The sequence below is a fragment of the Aeoliella mucimassa genome, assembly GCF_007748035.1.
Classification (GTDB): Bacteria; Planctomycetota; Planctomycetia; order Pirellulales; family Lacipirellulaceae; genus Aeoliella; species Aeoliella mucimassa.
On the sequence record NZ_CP036278.1, the window covers coordinates 3,400,507 to 3,418,539 of the forward strand.

General features: G+C 55.9%; 11 protein-coding genes. 5 read left to right on the plus strand and 6 right to left on the minus strand.

Annotation, left to right across the window (positions count from 1 at the left end):
• Nucleotides 1-92: 92 nt before the first annotated feature.
• The 5 genes from Pan181_RS13590 to Pan181_RS13610 all read right to left on the minus strand — a co-directional run bounded on the left by Pan181_RS13590 (nt 93) and on the right by Pan181_RS13610 (nt 10,328).
• Nucleotides 93-449 (minus strand): hypothetical protein, encoded by a 357-nt coding sequence (locus Pan181_RS13590; RefSeq protein ID WP_145247336.1) that lies wholly within the window; start codon nt 447-449, stop codon nt 93-95.
• Between the two features lie 15 nt (nt 450-464).
• Nucleotides 465-1,460 carry a DUF1559 domain-containing protein gene (locus tag Pan181_RS13595; RefSeq protein WP_145247337.1) on the minus strand — a complete coding sequence of 332 codons (996 nt, stop codon included), beginning with the start codon at nt 1,458-1,460 and terminating at the stop codon, nt 465-467.
• Nucleotides 1,461-1,495: 35 nt separating this feature from the next.
• Nucleotides 1,496-4,318, minus strand: a complete 2,823-nt coding sequence (locus tag Pan181_RS13600; RefSeq protein ID WP_197528326.1) for an alpha-L-fucosidase — start codon at nt 4,316-4,318, stop codon at nt 1,496-1,498.
• 162 nt (nt 4,319-4,480) lie between these two features.
• Nucleotides 4,481-8,683, minus strand: a complete 4,203-nt coding sequence (locus Pan181_RS13605; RefSeq protein WP_197528327.1) for a PEP-CTERM sorting domain-containing protein — start codon at nt 8,681-8,683, stop codon at nt 4,481-4,483.
• 874 nt (nt 8,684-9,557) lie between these two features.
• Complete coding sequence (locus tag Pan181_RS13610; protein WP_145247340.1) at nt 9,558-10,328, minus strand: glucose 1-dehydrogenase; 771 nt, start codon at nt 10,326-10,328, stop codon at nt 9,558-9,560.
• A gap of 220 nt (nt 10,329-10,548) precedes the next feature.
• Between Pan181_RS13610 and Pan181_RS13615 the strand changes: the two genes are divergently transcribed.
• Nucleotides 10,549-11,709: an Ldh family oxidoreductase gene (locus Pan181_RS13615; protein WP_197528328.1), complete on the plus strand. Its 1,161-nt coding sequence runs from the start codon at nt 10,549-10,551 to the stop codon at nt 11,707-11,709.
• 31 nt (nt 11,710-11,740) lie between these two features.
• Here Pan181_RS13615 and Pan181_RS13620 read toward each other — a convergent pair whose 3' ends face one another.
• A complete protein-coding gene (locus Pan181_RS13620; protein WP_197528329.1) occupies nt 11,741-12,430 on the minus strand; it encodes a GntR family transcriptional regulator in 690 nt (229 codons plus the stop codon).
• Nucleotides 12,431-14,104: 1,674 nt separating this feature from the next.
• On the opposite strand from Pan181_RS13620, the gene Pan181_RS13625 reads away from it, so the two are divergent.
• The 4 genes from Pan181_RS13625 to Pan181_RS13640 are packed head-to-tail and all read left to right on the plus strand — an operon-like array spanning nt 14,105 to nt 18,005.
• Nucleotides 14,105-14,605, plus strand: coding sequence for a sigma-70 family RNA polymerase sigma factor (locus Pan181_RS13625; RefSeq protein ID WP_261342228.1), 501 nt, complete (start codon nt 14,105-14,107; stop codon nt 14,603-14,605).
• Nucleotides 14,598-16,442 carry a LamG domain-containing protein gene (locus Pan181_RS13630; protein WP_145247344.1) on the plus strand — a complete coding sequence of 615 codons (1,845 nt, stop codon included), beginning with the start codon at nt 14,598-14,600 and terminating at the stop codon, nt 16,440-16,442. Before Pan181_RS13625 ends, Pan181_RS13630 begins: the two co-directional genes overlap by 8 nt.
• Nucleotides 16,443-16,472: 30 nt before the next feature.
• Nucleotides 16,473-17,519 (plus strand): DUF1559 family PulG-like putative transporter, encoded by a 1,047-nt coding sequence (locus tag Pan181_RS13635; protein ID WP_145252211.1) that lies wholly within the window; start codon nt 16,473-16,475, stop codon nt 17,517-17,519.
• A 60-nt stretch (nt 17,520-17,579) separates the two neighbouring features.
• Entirely contained in the window at nt 17,580-18,005 is a 426-nt protein-coding gene (locus tag Pan181_RS13640; RefSeq protein WP_145247345.1) for a DUF4198 domain-containing protein, read from the plus strand.
• Nucleotides 18,006-18,033: the final 28 nt, after the last annotated feature.

Consider the following 18,033-nt stretch of genomic DNA (forward strand, 5'->3'; position numbering starts at 1 on the left):
ATCTGCAGGACACAGCGACAGCCGAGCCGGCTGCAGCGATCTAGGGGGTCATCTTAATGTCGAAGGGATTCTCCCCTTCTTTCACCGTGAGACTAAGCCCACTGGTCGCGTAGTCGAGGTATTGGGAGGGTATTTTTGGCACCGGAGCGGCAGCCACAGCCCCGCCTGCTTCGGGTGGGCGGACCGACCGGAGGGTTAACGGCCACCTTATAGGTGCCGAGCGGCAAACCAAACCCATTGGCGGTTTGCAACTCGTAGGTACCATCGGGCTTGAGATCGGCCGTCATATGGACCCCTGCTTGAGGGTTGCTGAATACAATGACGCCGGCGGTGATCGGTTGGTCTTTGTAGGTAACCGTGCCAAACACGCGGCCGAGCTTCTCGCCTCGATCGCAACCCACGGTCACCAGGGTTGCGATTAACAGCAGTCCGATTCGAAAACGATGCATGTAACTCCTCAACTTCTAACGAACGTCTACTTGTTCGGTGTAGGTGGTGCTGTCGTCGCGATTTGCCAACTCGTAGAGCGCGGCCGGTTCGATCGACTCTTCAAGAAAATCGACCGATCCGTCGGCTCGCAGGGCCATTGCTCCCCCTGGGTGGGTGGATTGGATCGGCCGATTCGGACCACAGTTGCCAGGCACGCCGACCGCGGCCGACGATTTTTCGTTGACGCGATGCAGCACGATAGTCAGATTGAATTGGCGTTCCCAGCCGTCGTTGCCTGGGCCCATGAGAAAGCCATGATCACAGTCGCTACGGCAATCGATTTCGTTGCCCATCGCATCGCGACACCAGTCCGACTGCTCGGCAACCGCGAGCGTGTTACTGGTTCCGTCGGTGATACGACGGATGGCAATGCCTTTATGCAGGATCAACACCCCACCTTCAGCAATGCGCCCGGTCGCTGGACCGCCAATTCCACTGCCAGCGGGCTTGTTGCGGGCGGTTTGGTGAGTCGTCGCGCCCGCAATGCCGACGTAGTTCGGACTCATCACGCGTTTGTCCGACAGGGCACTCACCATGGCTGGCAGCGGGCTCGAAGGACAACGCATGAACTCGAAGTTCACGTCCCTCAACAACGCCGCATGAACGGGATTCGCATCGAAACCGATCCAGCCGACGTGTGCTGCATGCAGGTCGAACTTCTCGTAGATGCTTTGCTGCTCAAACTCAGGCAACAATTGCACCCACCACGAGTAGCCATAGCCGTAGCCTTGATCGGGCTCGATACCCCCGGTGGGGAACGCTTTGCGGGCTGACTCGAAGCTATGCATCGCCAGGCCGACTTGCTTTAGATTGTTGGTACACTGAGCGCGACGAGCCGCTTCGCGGGCTGCCTGCACGGCTGGCAGTAGCAATGCCACCAGAATACCGATGATGGCGATCACCACTAACAACTCAACGAGCGTAAAACCTCGAACATGCCTTGCGCGCTGCGGTAATGAAAGGTGGACCATAATTTGATTCCTTGTCCGCCGAAGAAAAACGTGTGTCAATTACGAGATGAATTGGAAGAGCCGGAGCTCGCATCAGGTGAATCACGAAAGTACGATTCGAGCAATTGCTGTGGAGTGCCTGAGTAGCTCGCCCACTGCAGATCGCCTGCGACTTGCTGATCGGAGCCGGTGAAATAGGCGATGGTCTTGCCTTGGAAGTAGCACAACTCGAGATCCGAGGCGTTATTCTCCGCAATATTTTCGGGACGCAGTGGAAGGCCGCGACGATGCGGATCGAACGCAACTACCGGGCGGTCCTGGGGAGCATCGTCCCAGTGCTTTAAATCGCGAGAGCGGGTGATGTGAGTTTCCCAACCATTGGGAAGCTGCTCGAGATAAAGCGTGTAGTACCACCCGTCGTGGAAGTACAAAGCCGGCCCGCCGGTATATTTGTGCTCGCCATAGCGGGCCCCTTGAACGATGCCAGAGTTCCAGTTGTCCTCAGGCGAGTCGACCCGCCCGTAGCACATGGTAAAGGGCTTGCCGTAGCCATCGGTTTCCCAAAGGAACACCATACCAGCATCGTCGCGAGTGACCGCGACGTTGAAGATTCTTCCCTGCGGGCTATCGAACACCTTGACCGGTTCGCTCCAAGTCAGCAAGTCCTCCGACGACGTCATGAAAACTTCTTTTCGACCCTCCGCATGATGCGGCGATACGGCGAACACGTAGACGCGATCGTCCCACACCATGGCCGAACCTAGCGTATGGCAAGGCAACGCTCGGCTTAAGTACTTGCGCTGCTCGTACTGCTCAGGGCCAGCTGGTAGCTCTGCGATCCACATCTCGCGACCGCTGCCCGCGGAATCGCTAGGCTGCCCCGGCCAACTCCAGTCGCTTCGCCAGCATTCCAGGAGATACAGTTTGTTGCGAAAGACAAACGGAGTGACTTCCACGAGCGGAGAGTTCACGTACCCTTGCTTCTGGAGCGGATTGGTCCACTCAGCTGCGGCTTGCGTGCTCTCGGTCTCAACAACGCGTACCAACTCGATGCCCACAAGATCGAGCACTGCAATATCGCGTGGCGGTTCGATTTTGATGGAAAGCGTCGACACGCCTGCGGGCAGCGCGAGGGTACCGACCGACTCGGTCGACCGCTGGAACCACCCGCCGGTCGGCTTCGCAGTCGCCTGCAGCTGCTCGTCGCCGACTGCGACGGTGAAGGTTCCTCCCTGGTTCGCATCGCATCCGTAGGTGACTTTCACCTGATAAGCGCCCGGCTCCGCTAGCTGCAACGGCCAGCTCGCCCAGTCCTCAGCTTCGGTCCACCATCCGATGCTCGCAGTGTTATGATCTCCTGCTTCGCAGCGGATTTTCTCGCCATGCAAATCGGCGTCAATCGCTTGCAGCACGAGGCGCCCCCCTTCGCCAGGGCGGACGCGAAACGGTGCTGCGATTGGCTTGCCTTCGACTTCGAGTACCACGACCGTGGCGCTATCGTCGAGTGGTTCCGCCGGCAGCTTCACCCACAGGCCGGTTTTATCGCTATGTACCTCAAGCGGTTCCTTGCTAACGTCGGCCAGTAGATAGGCTCTCTTTACCGGCGACTCCAGCGCTGGCACTTGCAGTTTTTGGTCCGCTGGCCAGTCAAACACATGCAGGTAGACCGGCGTGATACCGCCTTGCTGCTTTCCAGTGGTCACGCGTCCCCACGAAGGCAAGCGTTTGTAGGGGCTGGCCGTGGTTCCGTAGATAGCTTCGCCGTTGACGTTGAGCCACGCACCCATCGCTTCGAGCCGCTCTACGAGTTGCTCGGGGATCGTTCCGTCGGGGCGAGGGCCTACGTTCAGCAGCAAGTTGCCACCGCGGCTGGCGGTTTCGATCAGCGTGTGGATCAACTGCCGGCTCGACTTGAAGTCGTGGTCGTAGGGCTTATAGCCCCAAGTGGTGTTGATGGTCATGCAGGTTTCCCAGTCGAGACCGGGGATGCCCTGCGGTGGTACAAACTGCTCAGGGGTTTGGAAATCGCCGCCGAACTTGTCGTCGTTGGCCACGTAACTTCCATCGAGCGCGACCAGCCGGTTGTTCATCAAGATCTTTGGCTGGCGGGCGCGCACTTTCTCGATAAGCTCGGAGCCGCGCCAGGTCTCGCCGCTCATCCTGCCGTAGCTGTAATCCCACCAGAGGATGTCGATCGGTCCGTAGTTGGTCATCAACTCATCGACCTGTCCGTGAAGATAGTCGACGTAACCATCAAAATCTCTAGGCTGCGAGCGAACCGCTTCGTTTTCTCGCATCGGATGCAGAGGGTCCCCGAGCACGGGATAGCCGGGATGATGCCAATCGATTAGCGAGTAGTACAGGCCGACGTGGATGTCTTGCTTACGAAAGGCCTCGAGTATCGGCCGAATCACATCTCGCCCGGCCGCCGAGTGCACCGAGTCGTAGTCGGTAAGCTCGCTGTCGTACAAGCAGAACCCTTCGTGGTGCTTCGCGGTGACCACCATGTACTTCATGCCCGCCGTCTTCGCCAAGCGGGCCCACTGATCGGGATCGAACTTCTCGGCCGTGAACTGAGGCATGAGTTCCTTTTCGTACTCCTCGGAGGGAATACGGAACTCATGGGCGATCCAACTGGCGATGCTGGAATTCCGCTTGCCCTGCCATTCGCCCCCCGCAGCGCTATACAAGCCCCAGTGGATGAACATGCCGAACCGGGCTTCGCGCCACCACTCTTTCGGTTCGCTTTCTGCGTCGACCTGCTCGTCAGCAACTGGGCTTTGTGCCGACGATTGGTTCGTTACAAGCGACGCAGTGATGGTCAGTAGAACCATCCACAGCACGCGGCGGTTCGTGACTAATTGCGGTGTAAACGGCAAAGTATCCTCACTTTCGTCGAGGGGTTCTATGGCTGGTAAGCGTACCCTAGGCATCGATCGTAATGCAATCAAAACCTGCAAAGTTCACCCCATCCAAGGACTCTCACCATGAATCATCAAATGTCTTTTGGACTGCAAGTAATTCGATAGTACGAGTCGTTCTCAACGACGTACCAGGCGTTGGCGGCCCCAAGCCATCATCACAGCGCCGATGGCAAGTAGCACCACGGAACTGGGCTCTGGAACCGTCGTATCGGCCAACAGTCCAAAGTCGAGTCCCACACCGGTATTGGCGACAAGTGCCTGGTGCAGAATGAACGCGTCGGCCAGGTTGGTGATTCCATCGTGGTTCATGTCGCCTTTATCCCACGTGTTCCAGTCGCCAACGGTCATCACACTATGGGCTCCGGTCATCACGTTCTCGTATTTCCATCCAAGAACAAACGCATCGACATCCAGGCTATCGACCTCGCCATCTTTGTTCACGTCGCCGGGTTCCAGCACTCCGCCTGGCACGCTGTTGGCGATCTCCATGGCAATCCAATCATTGTCGGCAAACAGATCGAACGTGCCCCAGTCCTCTCCATCGGAGAGCACCCCAGAGGAACCAGTTTCGTTGTTGCCGAACACGTACATCTGAAGGTCGTCAATCACTCCGTCAAAGTGGTTCTTGTAGCCACCCTCGCCATCGTCCTCGGCCCCAACGATCAGATCGCCACTAAAGCCTTGGGCAGTTAGATCGAATCCCGCTGGCATATTGTCTGCGTTGGCCGACACAGCGACTCCATCGACGTACACCACGGCAATGTGATTCATTGTTCCGGATCCGGAAACGATGCGAGCTGCATTCTCGTCGCCTTTGTTATAAACGTGCTGCATTAGATGCTGCCAAGTGTCACCTACGACACTCACATCGCCAGGCACTGCACCGAAACCATTGAAGTTGTCGGCCGTGTGTTGACTGTTGCCCTGTGTCCATTTGCCATCGGCCGAGATCTGTGGCCCCCCCATCACCTGGGTGTCGAACACGAGAGTCTGTGCACCGGTGCCAAGTGATTCGCTATCGGGATAGACCCACAATTGCACACCGCGCGAAGTGATGCCGGTGTAGTCGATCGGGTACAGCGAGGGCTGCACGAGTAATGCCAGTTCGTCGGGACGATTGAGCGGCTTACCGGTCAGCAGGCTATCTTCGCCATCGAAACGGGCGCCGTACTGCGTGCCTGCGACGCCGGGCCGCGAGAGTCCGCTGGGTCCCACATTTTCGTAGGTCGGGTCGCCGGCTTGTAGCAGATCGAGGTAGGCCATCGAAGGACCTTTGCTATCGGCAGTGTAGCCTGTCGCGAGACCACCACTATTGCTACTGCCGATGATGGCTCCTTGCGAAGCCCCTTCCAGGCCATCTTCGCCAAACCAGTATTCACGATCGTTGGTAACCATCGCCTGGGCGGTGCTGCCCAGAGTCGCCCAGGCGATGATCAACGCTCCGCTAGCAAGAATTAATGCCTTTGGTGCCGACGACACGAATGCATGTTCACGCGACTCGAAACATCGGTAACGAGTGATGACTGCTGCCAAGCCAATCAACATTAAGAGCCATGCACCAGGTTCAGGCACCGCTGTCGGTGCTGGGCTTGTTAAGCCATCGAGAGAGCTGGCCGTGGCTCCAAAGTTGTCCTTCCAAACCGTGTAGTCGCTGGCATCGACCACCGAATCGCCATTGCCATCGGCACGCAAGTCGGTGCTTGATCCTAGCGTGTCGCGCCAAATCGTGTAGTCCGCAAGATTCACAATATTGTCTCCGTTGTAGTCGCCAGCGATTGCCGCTGCGCTGTAGTAGTCCACAAGCCCAACCACGATCGCACCACTCGGCAGCTTGTAGAAGAACTCGAGATCCTCCACACCCACGCTCGTATCGAACGCACTACCGAGATTGATCGAGGCACCACTTGCCAGGCTCGACTCGCTACCCTCGTCGTTCAAGTACCACTCGACCAGTTCGTTGGCACTCGCATACGGACCGACTTCCCAGCCCTGACCGCCGCCGGTCGACTGGGGAAAACCTGCAATCGGCGAGGGGCGTTCCGCGATGCTTAACCATCCAGCTTCGTTCAACGAACCGATGTAGTCCGGTGCAGTTCCGGCGCTGCGTATCTGGTAGCTATCGAAATCGATCGCTGCATCTGTGTTGTTGACGAGTTGGATGTTGCCGGTGGCCGTATTAACTTCAAGCCCCATCCGGAAGACTTTGGCTGTTTCGACTTCCGAGACAATCAGCCCGCTAAAACCGCCATGCCCTTGGTTCGCACCGCTGGCCAAACCGTTGGAGGTTTGCCCCGTGGTGGTAAACTCCACCGACGTAGCATCGGCGGTAAACGTGCCATACACGGTGCTTACGTGCTTGAGGTCATCGCTATCGAGATCGACAAAGCGGTGAATGGTCGCCCCGCCTGCTGCTTCGCCGCCGTCGATATTAGTGACGAAATCGTCGCAGCACACGCCCCGGTTGTCGGCCTGACCGATGACTTGCACCTGGTACGATTTGCCAACGGTTAGCCCACTAATCACATGGGTTAGTTCCGTGAGTGGTGGATCGGCATAAGCGTGTGCACCCAGCAAAACGTCGAGGCCAGCGTCACCAGTAGTAGGACTGTAGACATCGAGCGTCGACTGGGCGAAGCCGTTGAAAGCACCACCACTCACTGTGGTGGTAAACCAAGAGGGTTCACCGGTGATGGCTCCGAAATCAGGGCTTTCGTAATGGTCAAAAGAGACACCACCGATTTCGATGCCGACGTCGTTGCCACCGTTGATGGCTCGAATGTTCGTTCCACTGAAGTCGAGATCGTCGACTGAAGTGAGTTCGAACGCGGGTCCCCAATGCACGGTGACTGCAGAAGCCGAGGAAGGAATCACCAGCAGAACAGCAGCCACCACTGCCAGCACTTGCAGCCGTCGGCGGTGGAGTTTGCCCAGGCACACGCCTGCGGCGACGAGTAGAAGCAATGCACACGACGATGGTTCAGGAACCCCTGACACGAGCGTAGCCAAAGCTCCCGGACCGTTCGCCGCATCGTAGGCGGCTTCGAACAATGCGAAGTCGTGCAGATCGTGGTAGTTATCTGCCTGGAGATTGCCGAGCTGATACGCCCGAGCAGGGCTCATCGTGGCAAAGTTTGATCCTTGTCCTGACTTGAAAGACTCCCAGTCTAAGGCATCGATCACTCCGTTGCCGTCCAAGTCACCCGCGACGATGCCATCGCCCGAGTAGGTAACCGCTAGCGTACGGATGGTTCCATCGTCGAACAGAAGCTCGGCGGTCACGTCTTCGTACGGAGTTTGTCGCCAGACATTGCCAAGGCTGACCGACTGCCCAGGCGCGATGGCACCACCGTCGCCAGCCGAGAATTCTCCTTCGCTCAGATCAGTGTCGTCTCCCGCCGCCGAGTAGATGGTCCACGCATTGTCGACATCCACACTTCCCATCATGGCTCCAGCGTCGGCAGTATTCGGGCCATCGACGTCGTAGTTCTCCGCAATCGATTTCCACTCCGTGTGATCAAACGCCCCTGCTGCGGAAGTAAGCGAATAGGCGAGAATGTTCGCGGTGCCGATCGTCGAAGTGTTCGTGAGTGTGATTGCTCCGGTGCTGCGATCGATGTTCGCCACTACATTCGCAGAGCCGAATGGAGAATCGGACGACACGATGACCGCTGAGAATCCCCCTAATCCCTCATTGGCTCCAAACGGGGTGCCATCGGAGGTCTGTCCAATCGTAGAAAATTGCTGTGTGGTGGCATCGGCTGTAAAGGTGCCGACTGCCATAGTCACATGGCTCACCGTATCAGCATCGAGATCGGAGAGGCGGTGGATGGTGACTCCTCCCGCACTATCGCCACCATCAACGTGGGTCACGAAGTTATCGCAGCACACACCACGATCGTCGGCCGACCCAATGACTTGTACTTTATAAGTTTCCCCGATCGTTAGTCCATGAATCGTATGATTCAACTCCGTGAGCGGTGCGTCTCCATACATATGGGTCGCCAAGATCTTGTCGAGCCCATCATCGCCTGTCGTGGTGTTATAGACATCGACTCCGGCGATATTGAAGCTAAAGAAGTCGCCATCCCCAGGATCGGTCGTCAACCATGAAGGTTCTCCCGATACAGAACTAAAATTGGGACTGATGTAGTTATCAAAGGTAACGCCAGCCACTTGCACGCCGACGTCGTTGCCTCCGTTTGTCGCTAGAATATGTGTGTCGCTAAAATCGAGATCGTCGACCGATACTAGCTCGAAAGCAGCCCCCCAACTTACCGATGCGGCCTTGGCCGTAGGGACTCCCCCCAAGGCGAGTGTCATTACAACCAGACTAAGCTGATAAACTGGACTTGCCTTTGATCTGGCAGTCGTCCGATCGCATCCGCCGCCCACAGTTAAAGCATGCATCACAGTAGGTCTCCCTCAGCACAGGATGTGTCAATCGATTATTTCGATAAGATTGTGTGTGGCTCGTCTCTCAAGAACTAAGGCCTCTGGTCTGTCGAATGCGACCTTCAAGCCAGGCGCGAAATGTGGCATTCCTCTCTGGCACCATGGCAACTCTCTGGCAGTCCCCTCAACCAGACTAGCTATGGTACAATCCCTCTCCACGCGATCGCGTGGAGCAATCGCCCGCAGGCGATCGACTCGCAAATCAGTCAGGCGGCAACACTTGTAGATTACATGGCTGGGCGGAACGAAAAGCATCGGAACGACATTCCGACATACCCCCAGGTGGGAAAGCAATCATGAACCAATCTCCTACTTCGCCTGGCAGAATAGTTGGTTGGCCGACGAGACGTTGCCTTCGGCCTTGGCTCACTTGCGATGGTCTCACGCAGCATGCTTGTCGCTAGCTGGGTTACCCGTCGCAAGTCAGCGAATGACTCTCTCTCCTGATTCTTAGAAGACCAAGAATCAGCAACACAAACGCAGCCCCTCCAGCGCCCGAAAAGGTAGGCACACGCTGCATTTGCCAGTAGCATTGGACACATTAAAGGGGTTTCCCCTCAACGATTTGTGCATTATGCATAATTTACGACCGGTGTGTCAAGTACGCACACTCACAAAATCTTAATTTCCTCCAATTGCTACCATCGGCGCAAAACAACCGTCGCTTCGAGCAGCGAGGAACACTCGCGCGTGAAGTAGTCGAGAGACGCTTTTAAGGACTCTTTTAACACGTCGGCAGCTGTTAACGACGGTACCCCAACGCCGCTCCGCCATCGGGGCAGATCGCCTGCCCCGTAAGAAATGAGGCTTCGCTTGAAGCGAGAAAAGCGCAGACTTCGCCAATCTCGTCGGCCGTTGCCATCCGCCCCAGCAAGTGCCAGCTGTCCACGCAACGCAGCGCCGCTGCGGGATCGTATTCCGTGTCTGCCCATTCCTGCATGAGTGGAGTCATCACTCCTGCTGGGCAAACAGCATTCACACGAATTCCATCGGCAGCCAGGTCTATGGCGAGGGCCTTGGTCAAACCAACCTGCCCCGCCTTCGATGAAACATAAGCCGGCGCAGCGGCCTGCCCGATCAGTCCCACTTCGCTCGACATATTAATGATGCTACCGCGGGTCTTTCGCAGATGCGGAACCGCAAATTTACAGCCGGCAAACGTGCTGGTGAGATTCCACCGCAACAGTTCTTCGAACTCCTGCACACTCGTTTGATCGATGGACATCGCCGGAGGATGCCAGCCAGCGTTGTTCACCAAGCAGTCCAGTTGACCGAATTCTTCGACCGCTTTCTCAACTAGGTGCTGCATTTCCGCTGGTTTGGCAACATCGGTCGCTACGAACAGCGCGGTGATCCCGTCGGCAGCCAACTCGGCCACGGCGGCTTCGCCTGCTTCTTTGCCGCGTGACGCGATCACCACGCGAGCTCCATGCTTACCAAACACGCGGGCGCAACCCAGGCCGATTCCCTTGGATCCCCCGGTGATGATGGCCACTTTATCTTGAAGCTTCATAGCTAGCGTTCCCACAAAATTGGCGACATCGCCCGCATATCGAGCCGGCCAGCTTCTCGCCGACAGGCTTTGGAAAGGAGAGAAAGCTCCAGATTAGCCAGCAACGTGGTGATTTTACAGGCGACATTTGCTACACGCCAATCGATTGTGTATTATGCACAATATTGAGCCGATTGGCATCCAAGCGATTGCAATTTCTTTGGTCCCCATGGTTTTGTCGATGCCGCAGATTATCACCAAGTCCCGGTGTGTCGATCATCTGGCCCTCACCCGATTTATAAGCGGGCTCTTCCGTTCGGCCGGCCTGCCCGATGGCGACGCGCAGCTGGCGGCTACGATCCTGGTGGAGGCAAATCTGCGCGGCATCGACTCGCATGGGGTAGCGAGAGTTCCTCACTACCTGAACCGCCTCCGCCATGGAAGCATCAACCCGCTTCCAAAAATGCAAACCGATCAGTTAAGCCCTGCATCGGGACTGCTCGACGGCGACCATGGCCTGGGGCACCTGGTAATGTATCGCGCGGCCGAGCAGGCGATTGAAATCGCCCAGCACGGTGGCGCTGGCTGGGTGGCGGTGCGAAATTCCAGCCATTGCGGATCGCTAGCCTATTACGGCGAACAGATCGCTCGGGCGGGGATGATAGCGATGGTGTTCACGCATGTCGACTCGCTAGTGCTACCCTATGGAGCCAAAAAGCCTTTCTGCGGAACCAATCCGCTTTGCATCTGTGCACCGATGTCGATCGATGGGGAACGCTCGCAGGATCACCCGTACGTGTGCCTCGACATGGCGACGAGCCGCGTACCTTGGAATACCGTAGCGAATGCGGCCAAGGAGCAAGTTTCCATCGAACTCGGCTGGGCGGTGGACAAAGAAGGACACGACACCAACACGGCCGAACAAGTTGCTGCGCTGCATCCGATGGGCGACTACAAAGGCTCCGGACTAGGCCTGATGATCGATGTCCTTTGCTCGCTGCTCAGCGGTGCTCCCTTTGGACCTGACATCTCGAAAATGTATGGCAATCCCGACGAGCGTAGGTATCTCGGTGGATTGATCGGAGCAATCGATATTGCCCGGTTTGTACCGCTTCAGTCGTTCTGCGACCGATTGACAAGCATGATCGAGCAATGGAACGATCTACCCCCTACGCAGCCAGGCAGTAAGGTTCTCTACCCAGGCGAACCAGAATGGTTGATTCGCAAAGAACGCATGGCGACCGGGGTTCCGATCGGCCTGCAGGTGCTCGCCGACCTAGATGAGCAAGCTGTTTTTTATGGCCAATCAACCCTCTCATCCGAATCGTCGGAAGCAACGGTCATGCCTGAACCACACTTCTCGAAGGAAGGTCTCTGGCGGAAGCGAGAGAGTGCGTACTAACCGATAAGACACGGCGATTGCGTGGGGACCACTACGCCTGTTCGTCGCCAAAGAAGACGTGCTCTGCTGACTTCGCGGTGCGATCGATGTGCTCGGCCATGGCAGCGGCCGCTTGTTCCACATTGTCGTCGGCCAGGGCGCGGACGATCTTACGATGCTCGTCGATCGCCAACTCTTGAGCTTGTCGCTGATTTCCGACGATATCGCGAATCACTTGCATCAATCGATTGTAGCGACGCAGCTCTTCGGATAGTCGGCTGTTGCCGCAGTGCGTGGCTACCAGTTCGTGCAGGTGACGATCGCTGGCCATCTCGCGTTCCGACCAGTCTTTCTGCTCTTTCTGCGAAATAGGACACTTCTGCAGCTCGGCAAACTGGTCGTCTAGCTCCGAGAGTTCGTGCAGATCAATATGTCCACTCGCTCCGCGGGCGGCTTCGATCTCTAGGATCTTTCGTAGTTGGTAGATCTCGCGAAGCTGCCGCGGCCCGAACGGACGGACCATCACCCCTCGATTGTGCACAAACTCAACGATGCCGATCGACTCCAGCTCCACCAGTGCTTCGCGAACTGGCGTAGAGCTAACTCCAAACTTCGAAGTCAATTGCTGCACAATCAGCCGCGATCCAGCGGGCAAATCGCGCCGGAAGACCTCCAATAGCAATCCGTCGACAACATAGTGCCGAATTGCCGAACGATGAAGTGGGTCGCCTACGGTGCTCATGCAGTGCATTATGCACAAAACCTAGCCGACTCTGCAACGGAGTTGTTCTCCATTTCTCAGCTTTACTCCCCTGCCCCAGCTACTCAACCTGGTAGCAGAACCAATGTTAGGGAGACAGCCAAGCACAACTCCCAATAAAGTGCTTTGTCCGTTGAGGTTTTAGGTGCGAATCCGCTCTCGATCTAGTTCCGAACCACGGGTTCCGGTTTGGTTGGCCGACAACTGACCAATCACGAAAGGCAGGTCCTCGCCGTACGTCGCTCGAATGTATTTGATAGCGCCGATTCTCAACTACTCCGAACAGGACGTCCCCGTCGGAGATAATGCGATAGTGCAATCGCAAAGCAACGGATTCTATCCGTGCTCCTTTCGCGATCAGGTGACTACCGACACGAAGATCCAGATTCGCCGCAGTGAATGATCGAACCAGCGAACTCCGAACGGCTCCCTTTTGCCCCGCCCAAGCCCATCTTTGCTTTCTCACTCGTCTCGGCATCGTAAAAGTCGGTTGAACACGAGTCGGTGTTCGGTATTCCTTTGACTTGCTTTGCTTGCCGCTTGCCAGTCGCCCCCATTCCACAACCAAGCTCCTCGCCTGGGCGAAATAGATTCCCATCGCTCGGCAAATAGATTCCCAACGCTGGGCAATAGATTCCCAATTTACCCACCGATGGGAAAATTGAATCCGCACCCACTCTACAAAAATAGTGGTTTTCGCCCTCGAATAGATTCCCATTTCCCAAAACGCATCGGATGGGAATCTATTTTCGCGGTGGGAATCAATCGCAAGTCGTTGGTAGAAAATAAGTTGCATCAACACCTCCGCGATAGTTGCCCAAAATAGATTCCCATCGGTGGGAAAATATTTGGGTTGGAAGTTGGAAGTTGGAAGAGGCCGTAGGATGGGACCAGGAGCTTCCAGCGACGCAGCCCCATCAAGATCATACCCACGCGCGCAGCAGCGAACGCCCGCACAAGCAACCCTTCGCCTGCGCGTCGCTATTAGTCTGCCATTCAAACAAGCATTCACATCTCCCAAACCTCCAATCACTAAAAACTCCAACAGCCGATAGCTAATAGCCGACAGCCAAACAACACCTGTTCATTAGAACACATCCTGTGGCCAATTCCTAGCAAAAAGTGGGCCATATGCCAAAATGTTTCGCCCGCCTATCCCGCTGTGGAGAGTGCTACGTGTCTCCCATCCTGGCCAGTGGGGAGCACCTATCTAACCGAAGTCGTCTCTGCCAACTTTCCCCCCAAGTAAATTGCCACTGCTGGGCGGTACCCTGGGTTTTGTCAACCACAAATGTCAGACTGTGATCAGCTGCTTCTCCCCCATGGCGACACCGATTCTTGCGACGCATCGGCCTGAACTCCAACAGGGAGAGCATGGCTTGGAAAACAAGGCAAGGTGAGAACAAGAGAACGTTGTCGTCATGTCGGCATTTGTAGCCGAACGCTCGAACGGAGATTTCGCGTTTCTTAAAGTTTTCGCGTTATCAATCGCTAGCGACCAGCGATAAGTCTGTACGAGAACCAGCATCTGCTGGCGTTGCCAGGGCGGTAACTTTTCTCACCTTGCGAACACTTCGCAAATGGAAACAGTGCCTGCTTGCACTTAATCAACCAATGAGTGGCTTGGAAAAAGACAGAATCGCGGAATTCTCCCGAATGGTCACGGAGAGCCGAAACCGTGTGTTTTGCTTCATCTATTCGATGCTGCACAACATTGCGGACGCGGAAGATGTGTACCAGCAGTCAACCATCGTGATGTGGAATAAGTTCGATGAGTTTGAAGAGGGAACCAATTTCGTCAACTGGGCTCTGGCAATTGCCCACAACAAAATCAAACAATTCCAACGGCAATCGGGTCGTCAACGCGTGTTTTTCGATGACTCCGTCATGCAACTAATGGCCGAAACGTACGCCACACTCGACATCAAGCAGCCTCCGTCCGAACGCATGGAAGGTCTGCTGCATTGCCTGAGCAAATTGGCCGATAAGCAGCGACGGGTACTCCGGCTTCGCTACTCCGATAGTGTCTCCATCCGCGACCTGGCGAAGCAAGAGCGAAAGTCAGAAGCGGCCATGGTAATGGTCCTCGCGCGTCTGCGTAAGTCGCTGCAGTCTTGCATTTCCTCGATGCTTTCGCGAGGAATGGCCGATGGATAATTACAAGGATCAAGACGAACTCTTCCTATTGCTTGAGTTGGCCATGACCGGACGGGCCGACGATAGTCAATTGATGCGACTCCAGTGGCTGCTCGAGCACGATAGCGAGGCTCGGGAACTCTACGCCCGGGCGTGGATGCTCGATGTCGACTTGCGGCAAGTTCTGCAATCAAGCAGTGGGATGAACCTGCACGTTGACTCCTGTGCTGCGTGCGAGGATGAGAGCTCGGCCGATACAGTTAAGCCTGCACCCCACACGTCCTGGCAACACAAATGCCGGACTCTCATCGGCAAATATCCCTACTATTTGGCAGTTTCGTTGCTGCTGGTTGTCGGAGTGGTTGGTTACACCGCCGGCAGAAACAATTGGGCCAATACCGGCGAGAGACTTGCACGTTCTAATGGCCCCTCGGCGGCCGAAGAAGCTCGTAACTGGCAAACGTCAGCGATACCGTTGCAAGCCAGAGATCTTCGCGTGCATCTTACGAAAGCCTCCCGATGTGTGTGGGGCAACGCTACCGGGGACTCCAAAGTATTCAATCCCGGCAATGTCGAACGGGGGGAGTCGCTGGAATTGCTAGAGGGGTTTGCAACATTTGCAGTAGTGGCTGACAACTGGGAAGCAAGCATCCAAATAGAGGGCCCCGCAGGCATCGTCGTTACTTCCGAAGCGTTACCTGCCTTGCGTCACGGGCAGATGCTGGTGAATGTGACCAGCGCGTCTAAACCCTTGGTGGTAGACCTTCCCTACGCAGAAGTAAATTTGATGCCAGGTTCGGAAGTCGGAGTGCTCGCGTTCGGTGGACTGTGCGAAGTGCATGTATTTCGTGGGGTCGCTAGCGTAGAAAGCCTGTGGAATATGGCCGCCGATGCCGACGTTCGCTCCGATGGGGCCTACGTGGTGCCGGAAGGAACCTCGATTTCGATGGGCGTGACCGACGCGAACTATATTAAGCTCACCGAAGGTGCTGCCAACCGGGGCATGTTCGATGCTTCGGAGTTCCGAAAAGGTGGTCAGCTTGTTGTTACAAATGACTACATCGAACAGGTGCTGGCCGCTAAACCGATCGCCTACTGGCGATTCGAGCAAATCATTGGTGGGCTCATTGAGAACACCGTGCAGGATAACTATGCCCTACGAGTCTATGGCGACGTTTGCATCGATGGGCTTACCGGCAACCGCTTCCTGAGCTTTCCGCTCGACGAAAACGCGGGACACCAGCGATTCCTCTGCACTACCAAACCAATCACTTCGGCGCTACCCGGTGATTACTCCATCGAGTTTTGGGTAAATCCCAGTCACTTCCATACCGCAACGATCTTTACCTTCCTGGTCCCCGAGATGGGGCGCCGAGAGATGATGACCACTTGGAACGATAACCCCGTTTCACAGCATGGACTATTGATCGAGCTGGGAGGCTTCTCGGGTAAAGTTGGCCTCATGCAACCGCGAAGGATTCGTTCGGTGCATCGCAGTCCCGCGGATTGTGTAGGGGGAACTTCCAGCTTCTCCGATCGAGACTATACGATTCGCGAATGGCAACACGTAACTTGTGTAAAGCAAGGCAAGAAGCTCTGCGTTTATCTTAATGGAGAGCTCGTTAGCCAAGCTGAGGATGATACTAACCTGCCTGGCAATCTGAGTGCAGTGATCGGGCAGATATCGGACACCCGCTTTGAACGTTCGTTTTATGGACAGATTGACGAACTCGCTGTTTACGACCACGCATTGTCGGTCGACGAGATTCGTAGCCACCGTCAAGCAGCCCACTTTGTGGGTACATCTCTCTCGCTTCGATCAGCGACTTCCCAAGGCTTGGACCGCAAATCGGAATAGTTGATCCACCACGCAACAGGCAGGCACAGGATGAGGTTTCTTCACCATCACTTAGTAAAAGTCGGTACTAGACGCACCGCGTTCACCCTGGTGGAACTATTGGTAGTGATTGCCATCATTGGCATTCTCGTAGCACTTCTGCTACCCGCCGTGCAGGCAGCTCGCGAAGCTGCCCGCCGGGCGGAGTGTGTGAACAAAGAGAAACAGCACGTGCTCGCTTTCCTGCAGTATGCCGACCAGCGAGGCAAGCTTCCTCCAGCGCGATTGGGTTGCGATAGTGGCAGTGCGAATCAACCGGCAAATGCTTGCGATGCCAGCTTGAACAATGCCGAAGTCTCCATCAGCGGCTTCTTTGCTATTCTACCGAATCTCGAGCAGGAAGCACTCTTCAATCAACTGGTTACGACTCCCCCATTTCCGGAGGAAACCCTCCGGTTCAATCCAGAAGAAGACCGGATGTACGCTCGCATGTGGTTCCGTGAACCACAAAACATCCAGTTACTACAGACCACCGTTGATGTTTATCGCTGCCCCAGCGACGAAGCGCTGCCGCTCTATACCCATTTAGGGCCCAACGTAACTTTTGCCACAGGTAGCTACGCGATGACGATGGGTACCAAAGGGCCCGCAGATACTGCCGATTATTCCTCGCGGGGTGGCAACGTAAAGTGGAACAACACGGGCGCGTTCCAGTACACCGGTAGACAACGTGCCTTAAAGCAAATCACCGATGGCTTGAGCAACACGTTTTTCGTCGGCGAAGCCTCGGGGGGCGACCAGCTTAGTGGTCGCAATCGATGGATCATTGCATCGCGGTATATCGACTCGATGCGTACGACTTGCTATCCGCTAAACACTCCCGCGGAATTGGATCTGGCCGCTACCAGCAGCTGGTTTTCGACTGGATATATCACGAATGGTGCTTTTCGCAGCTTCCATCCTGGCGGCGGTAACTTCGGTTTTGGCGACGGCCACGTCGAGTTCATCGCCGAAGAGATTGGCCTGGATGTGTATCAGGCCCTTTCGACGATTGCTGGCGACTACGGTAAGCAAGAGCCATTGAACCTGGCTCGCTAGACCGAGGAGCGTCCGACAACTTCTAGTGATACTCGTTTCTATTGTTGATTAGGTGGTGCCATGGCGGTGCGTATTGCCCATTTCCTGTTTGCTTTCTTTCTGGCGGTGCAACTTGGTTGCTCCGACGAAGGAGGACGCGTTCCAGTCTCGGGACGTGTATTGATCGATGGCCAACCCTTGCAACACGGCCGTGTGCAAGTGGTGCCAGAGGGCTCGCGTCCCGCTTATGGTGAACTCAATGAAGCAGGAGAGTACACCCTAATGACTTACGACGACAACGATGGCACGATGCCAGGTACCCACAAAGCGATGATTACCGCGGTGGAATCGATCGATGGGTGGCATAACAAATGGCATGCTCCGAAGAAGTACTCCACGTTCGATGGAGGAGTAACCGTTGAGATCCGTCCTGACGGTACTGCTTCGGACATCGAACTCTCTTGGGACGGTGGTAAACCCTTTGTGGAAGACAACCGCAAGAATTGACCACCAACACCGCACGACACAGACTCCC

Excerpts from the sequence above, each read along its gene's own strand:
- Pan181_RS13635 (WP_145252211.1), top strand. The coding sequence starts at position 16,473 with ATGAGGTTTCTTCACCATCACTTAGTAAAAGTCGGTACTAGACGCACC.
- Pan181_RS13595 (WP_145247337.1), bottom strand. The coding sequence starts at position 1,460 with ATGGTCCACCTTTCATTACCGCAGCGCGCAAGGCATGTTCGAGGTTTT.
- Pan181_RS13620 (WP_197528329.1), bottom strand. The coding sequence starts at position 12,430 with ATGAGCACCGTAGGCGACCCACTTCATCGTTCGGCAATTCGGCACTAT.
- Pan181_RS13625 (WP_261342228.1), top strand. The coding sequence starts at position 14,105 with ATGGTCACGGAGAGCCGAAACCGTGTGTTTTGCTTCATCTATTCGATG.
- Pan181_RS13615 (WP_197528328.1), top strand. The coding sequence starts at position 10,549 with ATGCCGCAGATTATCACCAAGTCCCGGTGTGTCGATCATCTGGCCCTC.
- Pan181_RS13630 (WP_145247344.1), top strand. The coding sequence starts at position 14,598 with ATGGATAATTACAAGGATCAAGACGAACTCTTCCTATTGCTTGAGTTG.
- Pan181_RS13590 (WP_145247336.1), bottom strand. The coding sequence starts at position 449 with ATGCATCGTTTTCGAATCGGACTGCTGTTAATCGCAACCCTGGTGACC.
- Pan181_RS13610 (WP_145247340.1), bottom strand. The coding sequence starts at position 10,328 with ATGAAGCTTCAAGATAAAGTGGCCATCATCACCGGGGGATCCAAGGGA.
- Pan181_RS13640 (WP_145247345.1), top strand. The coding sequence starts at position 17,580 with ATGGCGGTGCGTATTGCCCATTTCCTGTTTGCTTTCTTTCTGGCGGTG.
- Pan181_RS13605 (WP_197528327.1), bottom strand. The coding sequence starts at position 8,683 with ATGACACTCGCCTTGGGGGGAGTCCCTACGGCCAAGGCCGCATCGGTA.